At 71.0% G+C, this 16,255-nt stretch carries 12 protein-coding genes; 7 read left to right on the forward strand and 5 right to left on the reverse strand.

The features are described 5' to 3' along the window. Window positions 1–33: 33 nt before the first annotated feature. Together PPSIR1_RS08765 and PPSIR1_RS08770 are read right to left on the reverse strand one after the other, a co-directional pair. A complete protein-coding gene (locus PPSIR1_RS08765) occupies window positions 34–1,431 on the reverse strand; it encodes an exopolysaccharide biosynthesis polyprenyl glycosylphosphotransferase (RefSeq protein WP_006970671.1) in 1,398 nt (465 codons plus the stop codon). Window positions 1,432–1,883: 452 nt separating this feature from the next. Beyond that, complete coding sequence (locus PPSIR1_RS08770) at window positions 1,884–4,265, reverse strand: Tex family protein (protein WP_006970672.1); 2,382 nt, start codon at window positions 4,263–4,265, stop codon at window positions 1,884–1,886. A 128-nt stretch (window positions 4,266–4,393) separates the two neighbouring features. On the opposite strand from PPSIR1_RS08770, the gene PPSIR1_RS08775 reads away from it, so the two are divergent. Then, window positions 4,394–5,983 (forward strand): adenylate/guanylate cyclase domain-containing protein, encoded by a 1,590-nt coding sequence (locus tag PPSIR1_RS08775; RefSeq protein ID WP_006970673.1) that lies wholly within the window; start codon window positions 4,394–4,396, stop codon window positions 5,981–5,983. 28 nt (window positions 5,984–6,011) lie between these two features. After that, window positions 6,012–6,788 carry a hypothetical protein gene (locus PPSIR1_RS08780; protein ID WP_045115672.1) on the forward strand — a complete coding sequence of 259 codons (777 nt, stop codon included), beginning with the start codon at window positions 6,012–6,014 and terminating at the stop codon, window positions 6,786–6,788. Window positions 6,789–6,837: 49 nt separating this feature from the next. On the opposite strand, the gene PPSIR1_RS08785 is transcribed toward PPSIR1_RS08780, so the two are convergent. Beyond that, window positions 6,838–7,482, reverse strand: coding sequence for an RNA polymerase sigma factor (locus PPSIR1_RS08785; protein ID WP_045115684.1), 645 nt, complete (start codon window positions 7,480–7,482; stop codon window positions 6,838–6,840). A 332-nt stretch (window positions 7,483–7,814) separates the two neighbouring features. On the opposite strand from PPSIR1_RS08785, the gene PPSIR1_RS08790 reads away from it, so the two are divergent. The 4 genes from PPSIR1_RS08790 to PPSIR1_RS08805 all read left to right on the forward strand — a co-directional run bounded on the left by PPSIR1_RS08790 (window position 7,815) and on the right by PPSIR1_RS08805 (window position 12,900). Continuing rightward, window positions 7,815–8,372 carry a hypothetical protein gene (locus PPSIR1_RS08790; protein WP_157595348.1) on the forward strand — a complete coding sequence of 186 codons (558 nt, stop codon included), beginning with the start codon at window positions 7,815–7,817 and terminating at the stop codon, window positions 8,370–8,372. Then, complete coding sequence (locus PPSIR1_RS08795) at window positions 8,369–9,040, forward strand: hypothetical protein (RefSeq protein ID WP_006970677.1); 672 nt, start codon at window positions 8,369–8,371, stop codon at window positions 9,038–9,040. Before PPSIR1_RS08790 ends, PPSIR1_RS08795 begins: the two co-directional genes overlap by 4 nt. Window positions 9,041–9,226: 186 nt before the next feature. Beyond that, on the forward strand, window positions 9,227–9,946 hold the full coding sequence (locus tag PPSIR1_RS08800; RefSeq protein WP_006970678.1) for a hypothetical protein: 720 nt from the start codon (window positions 9,227–9,229) through the stop codon (window positions 9,944–9,946). Window positions 9,947–10,023: 77 nt separating this feature from the next. Further along, the gene (locus PPSIR1_RS08805) at window positions 10,024–12,900 is read left to right on the forward strand and encodes a serine/threonine-protein kinase (protein ID WP_006970679.1); all 2,877 of its coding nucleotides are present in this window, start codon (window positions 10,024–10,026) and stop codon (window positions 12,898–12,900) included. A 22-nt stretch (window positions 12,901–12,922) separates the two neighbouring features. On the opposite strand, the gene PPSIR1_RS08810 is transcribed toward PPSIR1_RS08805, so the two are convergent. Together PPSIR1_RS08810 and prmC are read right to left on the reverse strand one after the other, a co-directional pair. Then, complete coding sequence (locus tag PPSIR1_RS08810; RefSeq protein WP_157595349.1) at window positions 12,923–14,320, reverse strand: ABC transporter substrate-binding protein; 1,398 nt, start codon at window positions 14,318–14,320, stop codon at window positions 12,923–12,925. Window positions 14,321–14,345: 25 nt separating this feature from the next. Continuing rightward, window positions 14,346–15,260, reverse strand: a complete 915-nt coding sequence (prmC, locus tag PPSIR1_RS08815; protein ID WP_006970681.1) for a peptide chain release factor N(5)-glutamine methyltransferase — start codon at window positions 15,258–15,260, stop codon at window positions 14,346–14,348. 145 nt (window positions 15,261–15,405) lie between these two features. On the opposite strand from prmC, the gene PPSIR1_RS08820 reads away from it, so the two are divergent. Then, entirely contained in the window at window positions 15,406–16,254 is an 849-nt protein-coding gene (locus PPSIR1_RS08820) for a cell division ATP-binding protein FtsE (protein ID WP_006970682.1), read from the forward strand. Window position 16,255: the final 1 nt, after the last annotated feature.

Below are 16,255 nucleotides of genomic sequence, written 5' to 3' on the forward strand. Positions count from 1 at the left end.
AAGCGCCCCCGGTCCGCGACGCCTGCGGGGGCACTACCGCGACCCGATGCGAGCCGCCATCACGAAGGCCGTGCGCAGCATGATGTCGAGGTCCATCAGCAGCGACAGCCGCCCGACGTAGTAGAGATCGTAGGACAGCTTGAGCGCCGACTCATCCACGGACGCGGCGTAGCCTTGGTGAATCTGGGCCCAGCCGGTGATGCCCGGCTTCACGAGGTGGCGGTAGCCAAAGTAGGGGATCTCGTCCTCGAGCTGCTCGACGATCTTGGGCTGCTCCGGGCGCGGGCCGACGAGGGACATCTCGCCGCGCAGGACATTCCAAAACTGGGGGAACTCGTCGATGCGCGTGCGCCGGAGCAGGCGCCCCAGGCGGGTCGTCCGGTCGTCGTTGGTGGCGGCCCAGCGCTGCTCCTCGCGCTCGGCGACCCGCATGGTCCGGATCTTGTGGACCCGAAACACCGCCCCGCCGAAACCCACGCGATCTTGGCTGTAGAAGAAGGGCCCGGGGTCGAGGAGGCGCTGGAGCGGCCACAGCACCGGGAACATCAGGGCGAAGAGCAGCAGGCCCACGCTGGCCACGCCCAGGTCGAGGAGGCGCTTGGCGGCCATCGCCCCCGGGCGATCGAGCTGCTCGAAGGTGTTGAGCACCCAGCGCGCGTCGACCAGGTCGATGGGCACCTGGAGGGCGACGGTCATCCACACCGTGCCGGCGGTGTGCACCCGGACGCCGTGGGCCTGGAGCGCGGACAGGGCCGCGACCTGGGTGTCGCTGAGCCCCGTCGCCCCGACCACCACGGCGTGGTGGATGGCCTCGCGCTGGCACAGCTCGACCGCGTCGCCGATGCCGCCGAGCACCGGGGGCACCTCGACGCCCTCGGGCACCGGGATGCCGAGGGTGCCCTCGCCGACCTCCCCCGGGTCGAGCTCGCCGCCCTCGAGCAGCCCGCGGACCACGTAGCGCGTGTGCTCGAGGCCGTTGATGCGCCGGGCGAAGCGCTGCTCCACCGGCCCCGTGCCCAGCACGACCATCGGCACGCGGGGCCCGTTGGCGATGAAGCGGGCGTAGATCAGCCGCCACGCCGTGAGCAGCGCGAAGGTCAGCAGCCCGATGAACAAAAGGCCCGTACGCCCGATGGGCTGGTACCAGACGAAGTAGGCGACGACGAGGGTCGCCAGCGCCGTGCCGACCGCGACCAGCCCCGTCCGGGCCACGACCTGCTTGTGCTGGAGGATCAGCGTCGGCGCGTGCAGGCCCGTCAGGTAGGCGCCCAGCGCCGCCGTGAACGCGGCGACCACCGCCGCGACCGTGGTGCCCTCGAGGCCCAGGGTCGACTCCGCGTGGCCGGGCAGCTGGCGATCGAGCAAGCCTGCCCCCTCGACAGCCGCGGCCGCGAGTAGCAGGTCGATCAGGAACACCAGCACCGTCGGCATGGGAGCGCTGGCGGAGTATACGCGGGGATGGTGGCCTTGTCCGGTCGAGCTCACGGACGTGAGGCGCCGGATGGCCCGTCAGTGGGCCACGAGAGGGCTTCCCTCCAGCTTGTCGGGGTCGGGACCCCGTGTTCGATCGTTCGAGTGCAACATGCGATTGGCTGTCAGACCGAGCGCGTTGAACATGCGCTGCACCGAGCCGTGCATCCAGAGCTCGTTCCGGGTTTTGGCAGACGAACCTGGCTTCGGTGGACACGGGCACGGGGCAAAGGGGTCCGATCCCCCGCTGTCGCCTGACGGCATGAACTCCGGGCTTCCCGTCACAGCACATTGGCACGGGGCTCGGCTTCGACGGGCGCTGTGGCGGGCTCCTCGCGCTGGGGGATCCGACCCCCCTTGACCCGTGCCCGCTCTGCGTCAGAGACGAGCCCGCTCGCCAAACCCAAGCAAAACTAGCGACGCAGCTTGGCGAAGGGGTTGTTGCTAAACCCAGGGTCCCGCTGCTCTCGGCGACCGCCCTTGCCCCCGCCTCGACGATCGCGCCCCTTGGACCCGGACCGCTTGCCAGCGTTCGAGCCCTTGCGCTCGCCCCCGTCGCGTCCGCCCCTGGCCTCGTTTCGGCCCTGACCCTGGCCCTGACCTTGCCCCTTGCCGCCGCTCTTGCGCGCCGACAGGGCGATGCGCTTGCGCTCGAGATCGACGCTGAGCACCCGGACCTTCAGCTTGTCGCCGACCTTGACGACCTTGCTGGGGTCGTCGACCCACTTGTCGCTGAGCTCGCTGACGTGGACGAGGCCGTCTTGGTGCACGCCCACGTCGACGAAGGCGCCGAATTTGGTGACGTTGGTGACCACGCCCTCGAGGGCCATGCCCTCCTCGAGGTCGGACATCTCGTGGACGTCGTCGCGGAACTGCGGGGCCTCGAACTCGGCCCGGGGGTCGAGGCCGGGCTTGGCGAGCTCGCTCAAGATGTCGCGCAGGGTCAGCTCGCCCACGCCGGCCTCGCGGTCGACGTAGCGCTGCAGGTCCACGCGCTTGGCCAGCTCGGGGTTGCCGACGATCTCGAGCACGGACACGCCCAGGTCCGCGGCCATGCGCTCGACGAGGGCGTAGCGCTCGGGGTGGACGGCGGAGCGGTCGAGGGGGGTGGCGCTGTCACGCACGCGCAAGAAGCCCGCGGCCTGCTCGAAGGTCTTGGGGCCCAGGCCGGGGACCTCGCTGAGCGCGGCGCGGTTGGGGAAGGGGCCGACGCGCTCGCGGTGGGCGACGATCTTCTTGGCCAGCGAGCCGCCCACGCCGGCGACGTAGCTGAGCAGCGAGGCGCTGGCGGTGTTGAGCTCGACGCCGACCTTGTTGACGCAGCTCTCGACGACCTCGTGGAGCTTGCGCTTGAGCAAGGTCTGCTGGACGTCGTGCTGGTACTGGCCGACGCCGATGGACTTGGGGTCGATCTTGACGAGCTCGGCGAGGGGGTCTTGGAGGCGACGGGCGATGGAGATGGCCCCGCGGATCGTCAGGTCCAGATCGGGGAACTCCTCGCGCGCGACCTCGGAGGCCGAGTACACGCTCGCGCCGGCCTCGTTGACGCTGACGACGATGGGGGCCTGCTCGCCGCCGAGCTTGCGGACGACCTCCCGGGTCAGGGCCTCGGTCTCGCGTCCGCCGGTGCCGTTGCCCACGGCCACCGCCCGCGGGCCGTGCTTGGCCACGAAGGCCTGGAGCTGGGCCGCGGCGCGGTCGCGGTCGCGGACGGGGTAGATGGTGATGGTCTCGAGGAACTTGCCGGTGGCGTCGAGGGCCGCGCACTTGCAGCCGGTGCGCAGCCCGGGGTCGATGCCGATGACCGAGACGGCGCCGAGGGGGGCGGCGAGCAAGAGGTTGCGCAGGTTCTCGGCGAACACCTCGACGGCCTCGCGGTCGGCCCGCTGCTTGAGCTCGACGCGCACGTCTGTCTCCACGCCGATCGACAGGCGCCCGCGCAGGGCCTTGTCGATGGCCTTGCGCAGGACATCGGCGAAGGGCGAGGCGGGGTCGAGCTGCATCAGGGTCTCGACCTGGGGCTGGACCAGGGCCGGCTCGACGACGATCTTCGAGCGCAGCACGCCCTCCTTTTCGCCCCGGCGGATGGCCAGGTAGCGGTGCGAGGGGATCTTGGACGCGGGCTCGGACCAGTCGAACCAGTCCTCGAACTTGCTGCGCTCGCCGGCCTCACGTCCAGCAACCTCGGTAGTCTCGAGCACGCCGTGATCACCGAAGTGCTTGCGTACGCTGGCGCGCACCTCGGGCTGCTCGGCGACGGTCTCGACCAGGATCTCGCGCACGCCCGTGAGCACGGCGTGGGTGTCGGCGAGCTCCTTGGCGGGGTCGACGAGTGCCTGGGCCTCGGTCTGGGGGTCACCCTCGCCAGGCTGGGCCAGTGCGCGCTCGGCGAGGGGGCCCAGGCCGCGCTCGCGGGCGATCGTCGCCCGGGTCCGGCGCTTGGTCTTGTAGGGCAGGTAGAGGTCTTCGACGCGCTGCTTGGTGGTCGCGGCGCGCAGCTGGGCCTCGAGGGCGGGGGTCAGCTTGCCCGCCTCGCGGATCAGGGCGATGACCGCCTCACGGCGCTTGTCGAGCTCGTCGAGATAGGTCCGGCGCTCGTCGATCTGGCGGATTTGGACCTCGTCCAGGCCGCCCGTGGCCTCTTTGCGGTAGCGGGCGATGAAGGGGACGGTTGCGCCCCCGGCGAGGAGCGCGACGACGGCCTGGACCTGTTCGGGGCGGAGCCCGAGCTCGCTGGCCAGGAGGGGGACGGGGTCGAAGGTCGACGCGGTGACGGGAAGGGTCGGTGCGGACATGTGGCCGGGCGACGCGGCACGAGCAGGGGCCGCGGGGCGCTGGGTCTACGGCGAGGATCTTCGGATTGCAAGAGCAAAGTCGGGGCGCTTGCGGCCAGCGCCGACCATTGGCGACAATCCCCGGGCAGATGCCGCGCTTGACCGTCAACCTCGGCCGCCGAGACGAGCAGGTCATCGACCTGATCGCGGGGACGGTGAGCATCGGTCGTGGTCGCGAGGTCGACGTGCGCGTGGCCAACAAGAGCCTGTCGCGCTTCCACGCGACCATCGACATCGACGCCAACGGCCGGGCGACGCTGCGCGACGCGGGCAGCAAGAACGGGACCTTCGTCGGCGGCATGCGCCTCGAGCAGCCCCAGCCCCTGAGCGACGGCACGATCTTCAACTGCGGCGACGTGGCCTTCCTGTTCCACTCCGAGGAGTACTCGGTGCCGCCGCCCGAGACGATGATCCAGGAGATCCCCTCGGACACCAACCGCGAGCAGCTCAAGGCCCTGCTCACGGACTCGCGCCTGCGCCGTCAGGCCGAGAAGTCGGGGCTCCCGCCCGCGCGCCGACCCAACAGCCCCGAGGGCCGGCTGCAGGTCTTGCTCGAGGTCGCGCGCTTGCTGTCCTCGCCCCAGGGCATCGACAAGCAGCTGGCCAAGATCATCGACTTGGTGTTCTCGATCCTCGACGTCGATCGGGCCGCGCTGATCATGCTCGACGAGGACACCGGCGAGTTCGGCCCGCCGGCGGTCGAGGCCAGCCGCAAGGGCCTCAAGACCACGGGCGAGGTCTACAGCCAGCACGTGCTCCGCTACGTCCGCGAGCGCAGCGTGTCGGCGCTGTTCTCCGACGCCAAGGCCGACCCGCGCCTGGCCGGGGCGCACTCGATCCACATCCAGTCCGTGCGCTCGTCGATGTGCGCGCCGCTCAAGCCCCACGACAAGGTCATCGGGGCGCTCTACGTCGACAACCTCACCGTGCCCGCCGCGTTCACGGGCGAGGACCTCGAGCTGCTCTCGGCCTTCGCCGCCCAGGCGGCCATCGCCATCGACAACGCCCGGCTCTACGAGCGCCTCGAGAAAGAGGCGGTCACGCGCAACAACCTGCTGCGCTTTTTCCCGCCGACGACCATCGCCCAGCTCATGGAGCGGCCGCAGATGACCGTCGAGGCCATCGACACCGAGGTCACGGCGCTGTTTTGCGACATCAGCGGGTTCACGGCGATGTCCGCGACCATGGCCCCGCGCGACGTCGTCCGCCTGCTCAACCGCTACTTCCCCAAGATGACCGAGGTCGTGTTCCGCTACGAGGGCACCTTGGAGAAGTACATCGGCGACGCGATCTTGGCGGTCTGGGGCGCGCCCTTTCGCCGGGACGACGACGCGATGCGGGCCGTGCAGGCCGCGGTCGGCATGCAGCGGGCGATCCGCGAGCTCTCGGAGACCACCAACTTCCCCGCGCTGAGCATCCACATCGGGCTCAACAGCGGCCCCGTCGCCGCCGGCAACATCGGCTCGGAGCAGCTGCTCCAGTACGCGACCATCGGCTCGGCGACGAACATGGCCAGCCGCATCTGCGACGTCGCCGAGGCTGGTGAGATCGCGCTGGGGGAGTCTACGGTGGAGCGTCTGGGTCCAAACCCACCCTTCGAGCTCGACGGCCCCTTCCAGCACTACGTCAAAGGGCGCGTGCAGCCCTTGCCGGTCTACAAGCTGCGCTTCGGCGATTGAGTAGGGAGAGGGCGTTACAGTGGTGGGCATGGTTGCCCGCTCGTGCGTCGTGGTCGCGTCGATCTTCGTGGTCGCGGGGACGGGCTGCACCCTGTTCAATACCGAGTTCGATCCGCCGCGGAGGGTCGCCGATGGGGACACCGGGGACGCGGAGGAGGCCTCCACGGACGCGGGGACGGGCGAAGGCAGCACGGAGTCTGGGAGCACGGGCAGCACGGAGTCAGGCAGCACGGGCAGCACGGAGTCAGGCAGCACGGAGTCGGAGAGCTCGGAGTCCGACGTCGACACGGACACGGACACGGAGGCCGTCACGGAGTCCGAGAGCCTGGGCGAGAGCGACGTCGACACGGGCGTGGACGAGTGCGAGCCCATCGCCCGCGTCGAGCCCGTGCCCTTCGAGCTCCTCGCGGTCGCCGAGGCCAGCGGCGAGAACGTCCCGGATCTGGTCTACGGCGAGCCCGGCTGCGTGGTCGCGACCTTCTGCCACGGCGCGGGCACCTGCCACTACGACTCCGACGGCTACCTCGGGCAGCTGATCTCGGGCACGCCGGGCTTCATGGGCGGGGTGAGCTTCGAGTCCCCGGACATCCTGCAGATCCACCTCGCCAACGCCTGCGGGGCCACCTTGTTGACCGAACCCACCGAGTACCTCGGCGTCGTCGCCCTCGACAGCTCGCAGAACCTGCTCCAGGCCAAGATCTACCTGCCCTGCTTCGAGGGCGCGGCGATGAACCTGTTCGTGACCCAGGAGGGCTCGACCTACTGGGACGCGGGGCTGACCGATCTCGCGGCCGCGGCCCCCTGAACTCGAGCCTGTCTGCTTTGGCCGTCGTGGACGACGCCACGCCCTCCCCTCAGGCAGGGTCGGGCTTGACCAGGGCCTTCTCGCGCAGCGATCGCGCCCAGCCCTCGAGGTTGGCGACGGTGCTCTCGAGCTGCGAGGGCGACTCGGCGAGCTCGGCGAGGGCGGTCTCGAGCAGCTGCTTGGCCCGGCGGATGCGACCGCGGACGGTGCCCTCGGGGATCTCGAGCACGGTCGCCAGCTCGGAGCCCGACATGTTCTCCCAGTAGTAGAGCTCGAGGGTGATCTGGTGGTCCATGGGCAGGCGGCGCAGGGCCTGCAAGAGCAGCTCTTGCTCGCGCTTGTCGGCGATCAGCAGGCTGGGGCCGGGGCCAAAGTCGTGGACCGAGGCGATGAGGGGATCGAAGCGGGCGTCGTGGTAGCGCTTGTCCCGGTAGTAGCGGCGCAGCACGTTGCGGGCGACCCCGAACAGGTAGCCGCGGAAGCTCGCGTCGCCGCGGTAGCGATCGCGCCCCTCGATGCAGGCCAGGAAGGTCCGCTGGATCAAATCGTCGACCTCGGCCGGCGCCTTGTTGGCGAAGAAGCGGCAGATGCTGTCGAAGTGACGGTTGAACAGCTCGTTGCCTGCGCGCTGATCCCCTGCTCGCCACGCGTCGAGCAGCTCGAGGTCGGATTGCGCTGCGGGTCCGGGGGTCATGAACGGGGGCATCCTAACAGCCACGGATCGCCGCGCCCAGCCAGGCTGGGGCGGGATTTGGGTCCAGCTTTTGCGCTCGATCCCACCGGGGAGTGGGGCGGCCTCGGTCCGGCGGTCGTGGTACATCTCAGGTATTCAACCAAAGCGCCACCAGCCGCCCATTTGCATCGGTCGGCGGAGGAAGCGGGCTCATGACCCTTACTGACTTGACCCATGAATCGTGCTCTTTTTCACGCGCAAAGAGGCCGCCTGGCCCGGAAAAAAAGCGTCCCTGGATCGCCTCCCTCGTCTGGTTGGGGCTGGCCCTGAACACGGGGGGCTGCGTCGGGATCGTGCCCGATGACATCGGCGTCGCAGACGATGCCACCGGCGGGGACGAGGCCGGGGACGACGTCGGAGAGGACACCTCGGACGACGAGGTCGGGACCGGCGAGGAGACCGAGGGCGACACGACCGAGGGCACGACCGAGGACGGTACGACGGACGAGACGACGGGCACCTCGGACGAGACGACCGAGGGCAGCAGCGACGGCGGCGGCATCGACTGCAGCGAGCTGTTCGACGCGACCGAGCTCATGGTCGGCGACAACCCGGTCGAGATCCTCGACGGGCCGAACCTCATCGAGGCCTGCGACGCGTCGGGGCCCGAGGGCGCCTACGTGTTCACCGCGCCCGAGGCGGGCGCCTACAGCTTCACCCTCAACGCCGACTTCGAGGGCGCGGCGGTCAACTACGGCGGCCCCGTGTGCGAGCCCTTCGAGGCGCTGGCCTGTGCCGCCAGCGGCGAGACCATCCAACCCGACCTGCTCGCGGACGAGACCCTGTGGGTCATCATCGACTCCCAGGGCGCCACGGGCACGGGCACCATGACCATCGAGGGCCCGCTGTGAGGGCCTGGCGAGGGCGCTCGCTCGCCGCGCTCGGGCTCGCGTGGGCGACCTCGGGCTGCGTGGGCATCGTGCCGGACGACATCGGCATCGCCGACGAGGGCTCGGACGACGCCGCCGGCGAGACCGAGGGGGAGGCCGGCGGAGAGACCGGCATGAACGAGGGCACGACCGGCGACGGCGAGGACGAGCAGGGCGAGGGCACCGACGGGTCCACGGAAGAGGGCATGGGGACCGAGGAGGGCACCACCACCTCGGGCGAGGAGACCACGGGGACCGGCGCCGACGACATGGACTCGGGGCCCCAGGAGGACACGACGGGGGGAGAGATGGGTCAGTGCGAGGCCCTCGCCGGCGATGAGCTCGACGTGGGCCCCAACGCCATCGACATCGGCGACGCCGACATCCTCGACAACGAGTGCTCGGAGCCGAGCCCCGATGCCGTGTTCAGCTTCTTCCCCGAGGCCGATACGGCCTACAGCTTCAGCCTCGACGCGGAGTTCACCGGCGCCATGGTCCTCGCCGACGAGAACTGCTGGCTCCTCGAAGAGGACCAGTGCGGCAGCGCGGACCTGGCGATCGAGGCCGGTCCCTTCGACACCTCGCCGATCTTCGTGATCCTCGAGGGCGCGGCCGCGTCCAGCGCGACCTTGACGATCGAGCCGCTCTGAGCGCCGCCGATGGAGGCCCTCCGCGGGCCCGAAGCCTCCGAAAATCACGAGTGATTTCGGGGGCTTCGTCATTGCGTTGGACGTGCTCGGGGCCCCGCTGATCGATCCAGGTGGCTCGTGGCACATAGTACGCAGCACGAGTGCGCGCACTCAACGGCGCCGCTCGCCGCCTTTAAGGACCCATTCATGACCATCCATCACGCCCCTCGCACCTCCTTGCGACCCTCGACCTGCCTGCTCGCCGTGCTGGGCACGCTGAGTCTGGGATGCATCAACATTGGCATCGTCCCCGACGACATCGGCGACAGCGGAACCGAAGAGTTCGGCGGCGACGATGCCGACGAGAGCGACGACGAGGCCGGCGAGGACGGCACGACGGGCGAGGAGGGGGAGACCGGGACCGACGGCGAGTCGTCGAGCGACACGACCGAGGACGGCATGGACGACACCGCCGGTGACACGACCTCGGGGGAGGAGACCACCGACGAGGGGACCACCGACACCAGCGACACGACGGACGGTGACACCGATACCGAGACCGGGGAGGAGACCTCCACGGAGACCGGCAGCTCCCCGTGCGAAGGCGTCGAGGAGCTGGCGCTCGACACCCCCGAGATGCTCTCCCTCGACGGACCTTCGCTCGACATGGGCACCTGCGGCGGCGGCATGGCCGAGCACATCTTCAGCTTCACGGCCCCCGAGACGGCAGAGTTCGAGTTCGAGGTGACCGGCATCGACTTCGAGCCCGTCCTCTACGCGCGCTCGGAGTGCGAGACGGGCGAGCTCGAGTGCGCCGCGGGCTCCGTGCTCGTGGTGGCCCTGGACGCCGGGGATGGCGTGTACATCTTCGTCGACAGCGAGAGCAACGGAACCATGGGCGAGATCACGGTCACGCAGCTGCCGTGAATCGCCGTTGCGCGATCCGCCCAGGGGCCGGGCGCGCAGGTCTGGAATCGATGGGGGCAATGGTCCATCCTTGAGCCGTGGCGGGAGCGGACAGCGACGATGAGGGCGAAGCCCTCCCCTCACTCGAGGACACCCTCGGGGGCGTCGACATGGTCGGCGAGACCCTCGACCCGCGCAGCCTGGAGGCCCCGAGCTTGCTGTCCGGCATGGGCACCCCCGGGCGCACCGCTCCGCCGCCCGTGCGCGTGGGGGCGCTGGACGCCGAGCACCTGCGCAACTCCGTGGCCGCCAAGCTGTTTGGGGCGGCGGCGGACCCGGTCCGCATCGGCCGCTACACCGTGCTCGAGCGCCTCGGCGCCGGGGGCATGGGCGTCGTCTACTCGGCCTACGACACCGAGCTCGATCGCAAGATCGCCATCAAGCTGCTGCGCGGCGTGGACTCGGGCGGGGCCGACCACTCCCGGCTCAAGCGCGAGGCCCAGGCCCTGGCCAAGCTCTCGCACCCCAACGTCGTCCAGGTCTACGACGTCGGCAGCTTCCGCGAGCAGGTGTTCGTGGCCATGGAGTTCATCGAGGGCAAGACCTTGCGGGACTGGGAGCCCCGGGAGGGGCCGAGCTCCGAGGCCCTAGTTCAGATCCTGGCGACCTTCGACGAGGCCGGACGGGGCCTGGCGGCCGCCCACGCGGCGGGCCTGGTGCACCGCGACTTCAAGCCCGACAACGTGCTCGTGGGCAACGACGGCCGGGTGCGCGTGCTGGACTTTGGCCTGGCGCGGGGGGCCAACGACGAGCCCGAGCCGACCTCGCCGAGCGCCTCGGACTCGACCCTGGTCGCCGGTCTGGTCGCCGGCCTCGAGTCGAGCGACTCGCTCAACCAGCCCCTGACCCAGACCGGGGCCATCCTGGGCACGCCGGCCTACATGGCCCCGGAGCAGCACATGGGTCGGCGGGCCGACGCGCGCTCCGACCAGTTCGCCTTTTGCGTGGCGCTGTGGGAGAAGCTCTACGGCCAGCGCCCGTTCACGGCCCGCAGCGTCCGCCAGCTGGCCATGGTCGTCATCGAGGGCAAGGTGCGCGAGCCCAGCTCGCCCAAGTACACGGTGCCGCCCTACCTGCGCCGGGCCCTCGAGCGGGGCATGTCGGTCGACCCCGACGAGCGCTGGCCGAGCATGGAGGTCCTGCTCGCGGCCCTGTCCCGGGACCCCCGCAAGCGCCGACGGTGGATCGTCAGCTCCGTCGCCGCGGCCTCCATGGTCCTCGGCGCGGTCGCCTGGCTGATGCTGCGCCCCGAGGGCCCCGGGCCGTGCGACGGGGGCGAGCGCGAGCTCGTGGGCGTGTGGGACGCCCAGGTGCGGACCAAGGTCGAGAGCGCGTTCATGGCCACCAAGACCCCCTACGCCGGCGACGCGTGGACGGGGACGGCGCGCTTGCTCGACAGCTACGCCGACGACTGGGTGTCGATGCACCGCGAGGTGTGCGAGGCCTCGGTGGTCCGCAAAGAGGAAGACTCGGAGCTGTTCGGGCGCAAGATGGTCTGCCTGGGCCAGCGCAAGACCGAGCTCGAGCAGCTCGTCGGCCTGCTCGTCGACGCCGACGAGGGCGTGGTGTCCCGGGCCGTGGTCGCCGCGGGCAGCCTCAACCAGGTGGCGACCTGCGCCGACGCCGACGCCCTGGTCAGCGAGCCCGCCGACGACGAGCGCCTCGAGGAGCTCGAGCGGTTGATCGCCAGCGCGAGCGGCAGCAAGGCCCTGGGCAAGTACGACGAGGGCCTCGAGTACGCGGCCAAGGCCGTCGAGCTCGCCGAGGCCATCGGCACGCCCCACGGCGAGGGTCGCGCGCTGCTCGTCCTCGGCGACCTCCAGTCCAAGCGACGGATGAGCGCCGAGGCCAAGAAGAACCTGCGCGAGGCCCTGCGCCGGGCCGACATCGCCGGCGACGACGCGACCCGAGTCAGCGCCCTGACCCGGCTCATGCACGTGGCCGTGGTCGAGCACGACGTCGAGGCCGGGGAGCTCCTGGCCGACGACGCGCGCGCGGCCCTCGAGCGCCTGGGCGACGCGCCCCTGCTCGAGGCAGACTTCTACGGCCACTACGGCTCGCTGACCCTGGCCAGGGACAACCCCGAGGGGGCCATCGAGTACCACCGCCGGGCGCTGAAGATCAGCCGCGAGCAGCTGGGCGCGAACCACCCCGAGGTCGCGATCACCCACAACAACCTCGCCAACGCGCTGACGGCCAACGGCCACCACGGCGAGGCCGAGGAGCACGCCCGCAAGGCGCTGGCCATCTTCGAGGCGCAGCTGGGCGCGGACCACCCCTACGCCGCCTCGTCCCACAACAGCATCGCCAACAGCGTGCTCACCCAGGGGCGCCTGCTCAGCTGGACCGACCCCGAGCAGGCCAAGCGCTACTTCGAGCAGGCGCGGGACGAGTACATGAAGGCGGTCGCGATCCGCGAGGCCAACTTCGGCGCGAACTCGGCTCGGCTCGTCAACAACCTCCACAACCTCGGCGAGGCCTACCGCTTCCTCGGCGACTACGAGCGGGCCATCGAGGTGTGGGAGCGCTGCCTCGGGCTCGAGCGGGCCAACTACAAAGAGAAGCACCGACCGGTCAAGCTCATGACCATGACGGGCCTCGGCCGGGCCTACCTCGCCAGCGGGAAGCTCGAGCGCGCCCTGGAGCTGCTCGAGGCCGCGACGGCCATCCGCTTGACCCGCAAGGACGAGGGCGACGCGGCGGGCGAGACCTTCTTCGCCTACGCCCAGGCGCTGTGGGAGCGCGCGGGGCAGGACCAGGACCCCGCGCTCCAGGCCGAGCAGCGGCGCCGCGCCGTCGAGTTCGCGCGCAAGGCCGAGGCCGCCTACGCGACGGCGGGCACGGACTACGCCGGGGAGCTGCGCGCGGTCCGACGCTGGCTCGAGAAGCACGCCGCGTCCGTCAAACCCGAGTGAGGGCGATGCACCATCGTTCAGCCTACACGCTCAGCTCGGCGAACACCGGGTAGATGTTCAAGGGGTGCGGCTCGAAGCTCCGCACCCGCCGGCTCAGCACGGTCACGCTCGGCCCGTACATCAGGGGCAGCAGCGGCGCCTGCTCGCCGATGTGGCGGATCAGCGCGGCGGTGGCCTCGCTGTGGCGCCCCTGGCTGCCCTCGTCGATGCGCGCGATCCACTGGTCCGCCTCGGCGTCGCGCCAGCGGGCGAGGTTGGAGGCCGAGGGGTTGTCGACGCCGGGGGCGAGGACGCTGTTGCCGTGGACGAGGGAGTGGAGGAACTCCCGGGGGTCGCCGGAGTCGGCGATCCAGCCCGAGAGCACCGCGTCGTAGTCCCCGGCCTCGAGCCGCCCGAAGTAGTCGTCCGCGTTCTTGGCGTGGGTGATGGTCAGGCGAATGCCGACCTTGGCGAGCTGCTCGGCGAGGGCGTCGGCGACCTTGGCGGGCCGCGACAGGTAGGGCCGGGGCGCCCACACCACGAGCAGCTCGAGCTCGGTCTTGGCCAGCTGTCCCCGGTCGACCGGGGCCTGGGTGACCTCGTCGGCGTAGCTGCCCATGCGCGGGGGCAGCAGACCGCGGGCGACGAAGCCGGCGGGGTTGTCGTAGCAGAGGCTGGTCAGGGCGTAGCGATCGACGCTGGTCACGATCGCCCGGCGCATGGCGACGTCGAGGCGCTCGGTGTTCAGATAGAGGATCGCCGTGCTGCTCCCGGGCTGGTAGAGCTTGCGCACCCGGGTCAGGCGCGCGGCGTCGTCGCGGCCGAGGACCTGGGTGAAGTCGACCTCGCCGGCCTCGAGGGCCGCGACGAGCTTGGTCGCGCGCCCGTCGGGGTCCGGGGGGTAGCAGCGCAGCTCGATGGACTCGATGGCGCCCGGGCCCTGCTGGCCGGCGTAGTGGGGGTTGCGGACGAGCTCGAAGCGCTCGGGGGTCGAGCCGGGGCCGACGACGTAGGCCCCGGAGCCCGTGCGCCCGTCGCCGTTCTTGGAGATGGCGCTCCACGAGGTCACCAGCGTCGCGTGCAGATCGGCGATCCCGCTCGGGCGCTCGAAGATCACGCAGTCGCGCTCTTCTCGGAGCCGGATGCCCCGGCCGCGGATCCACACCTGGTTGAGGGACGCGATGACATCCGACGCGGTCACCGGGCTGCCGTCACTAAAGCGCAGCCCCTCGCGGACGCGGCCGACCGAGCGCGCGGCTCCCCGGGCTTCGAGGGGGCCGGCGAACACCAGCGGGCGGATCGCACCGTCGCCGCGGCCGAAGGCGAAGGGGCTCTGGAACAGCTGCCCCGCGACCACGCCGCCGATGTAGTCCATGGCCCGGTAGGGGTCGTGGGACTGAGCCGGAGTCACGAGGCCCACCCGGAGAGTCGAAGGATCCACGGGGGGATGGTATCAACGGTCGCGCCTACCGCGCGTGAGGACGCGGGCGGTAGCCCGCCACGATCCGCGGAATTTTGGCGTAGTCGTCCCGGGAGGCGACCCCAACGAAGCCAGCCGCGCGCAATAGCGCCTCGACCTCGGCCGCCTGGCCAACGCCGATCTCCAGGTAGAGCCCGCCGCCCGGCGCGAGCGCGCGGCGCTCGGCGACCTGGGTGATCAGCCGCCGGACCAGGTCGAGGCCGTCGTCGCCGCCGACGAGGGCCCCGCGGGGCTCGAAGTCGCGGACCTCTGGCGCGAGCTGGGCCCAGTCCGCCGCGGGGATGTAGGGCAGGTTGGCCGCGATCGCCGTCCAGCCCCCGGGCGGATCCTCGACGCCGTCGAGGAGGTTCGCCCGGCGCAGGCGGACCCGCTCGCCGAGGCCGTGGCGCTCGGCGTTTTGGCGGGCGACGTCGAGGGCGTCGGTGGACGCGTCGACGGCGGTCACGGTGACCTCGTAGCGGGCCTTGGCGACGGCCAGGGCGATGGCCCCGGAGCCGGTGCCGACGTCGAGGACGTCCATCAGCGGCGCCGGCGGCTCGCGCAGATCCTCGAGCAGCCAGTCGACGAGGTGCTCCGTCTCGGGCCGGGGGATCAGCACGCGCCGGTCGACGGCGAGCTCGAGGTCGAGGGCGTGGAAGCCCCGCGCGCCCTCGATGTAGGCCACGGGCTCGCGGCTGAGGCGGCGCCGGACCAGCTCGCGGAAGGGCGCGCGCTGGGCCTCGTCGAGGAGCTCGGCGTGGCGCAGGTAGAGGTCCATGCGCGAGCAGTCCAGGGCCTGGGCGAGGAGGTGCTCCGCGTCCACGCGCGCATCGTCGATGCCGAGCTTGGCGAAGCGCTCGGTCGTCCAGGCGAGGAGCTCGCGGACGGTCCAGCGGGCGTCTTGCTGCGGCGGGGCGCTCACCCAGCAGGCTTCACACGCCCGCGCCGCGACCACAAGACCCCGGCGAGGGCCGCGGGAAAAATTTTTGGGCGAATTCGGGGCCCAGGAGCTCCGGGCCGAATTTTTCCGGGCCCGGATCGGGCGTGCTAGCGGCGAGGGTGCGCCCATGGCACACGCCTCCATCATCGAGCTGTCCCGCGTGACGAAGACCTACGGTCAGACCGACGGGAGCCGCCCCAACGGCCTCCCGGCCCTGTCTGACGTCAGCCTGCGCATCGGGAAGGGGGAGTTCGCCCTGCTCATGGGCCCCTCCGGCGCCGGCAAGAGCACCCTGCTCAAGCTGATCTTGGCCATGGAGCAGCCCGACCGGGGGACCATCCGCGTGGCCGGGCGCGACGTCCACCGCCTGACCAAGGGCTCGATCCCCTACCTGCGCCGCAACCTCGGCGCCGTGTTCCAGGACTTCAAGCTCCTGCCCGAGGCCACGCCCCTCGAGAACGTCCGCCTGACCCTCCAGGTCCTCGGCCTGCGCGGCCGCGACGTGCTCAGCCGGGCCAAGGAGAGCCTCGAGCGCGTCGGCCTCGACCCGAACTCGCGCAAGCCGGTTCGCTGCCTGTCTGGGGGAGAGCAGCAGCGCGTCGCCCTGGCGCGCGCGTTGGCGAATCGTCCGCCGGTGCTGCTCGCCGACGAGCCCACGGGCAACCTCGACCCCGCGCTGACCCTGGACATCCTGCGGCAGCTGGAGCTGATCCGCGCGGCCGGGACGACGATCTTGTTGGCGACCCACGACCCGCTGGTGTTCCGCCACGCCCCCGCCAGCCGAATTCTGCACCTCGAGATGGGCCGATTGATCGAGGACCGCGTTGTCGATCGGGCCCCCAACTTCACCGCCGAGCTCGACGCCTTCGGCGAACCCATCGATGCCCTCGCGGCCATCGACGACGACGAATTTTGTGACGAACCCGTGGTCGAGCTCCGCCCTGGAGCCGACGCCAACCTGGAAGAGGTGGCCTGAG

The organism is Plesiocystis pacifica SIR-1 (genome assembly GCF_000170895.1).
Classification (GTDB): Bacteria; Myxococcota_A; Polyangia; order Nannocystales; family Nannocystaceae; genus Plesiocystis; species Plesiocystis pacifica.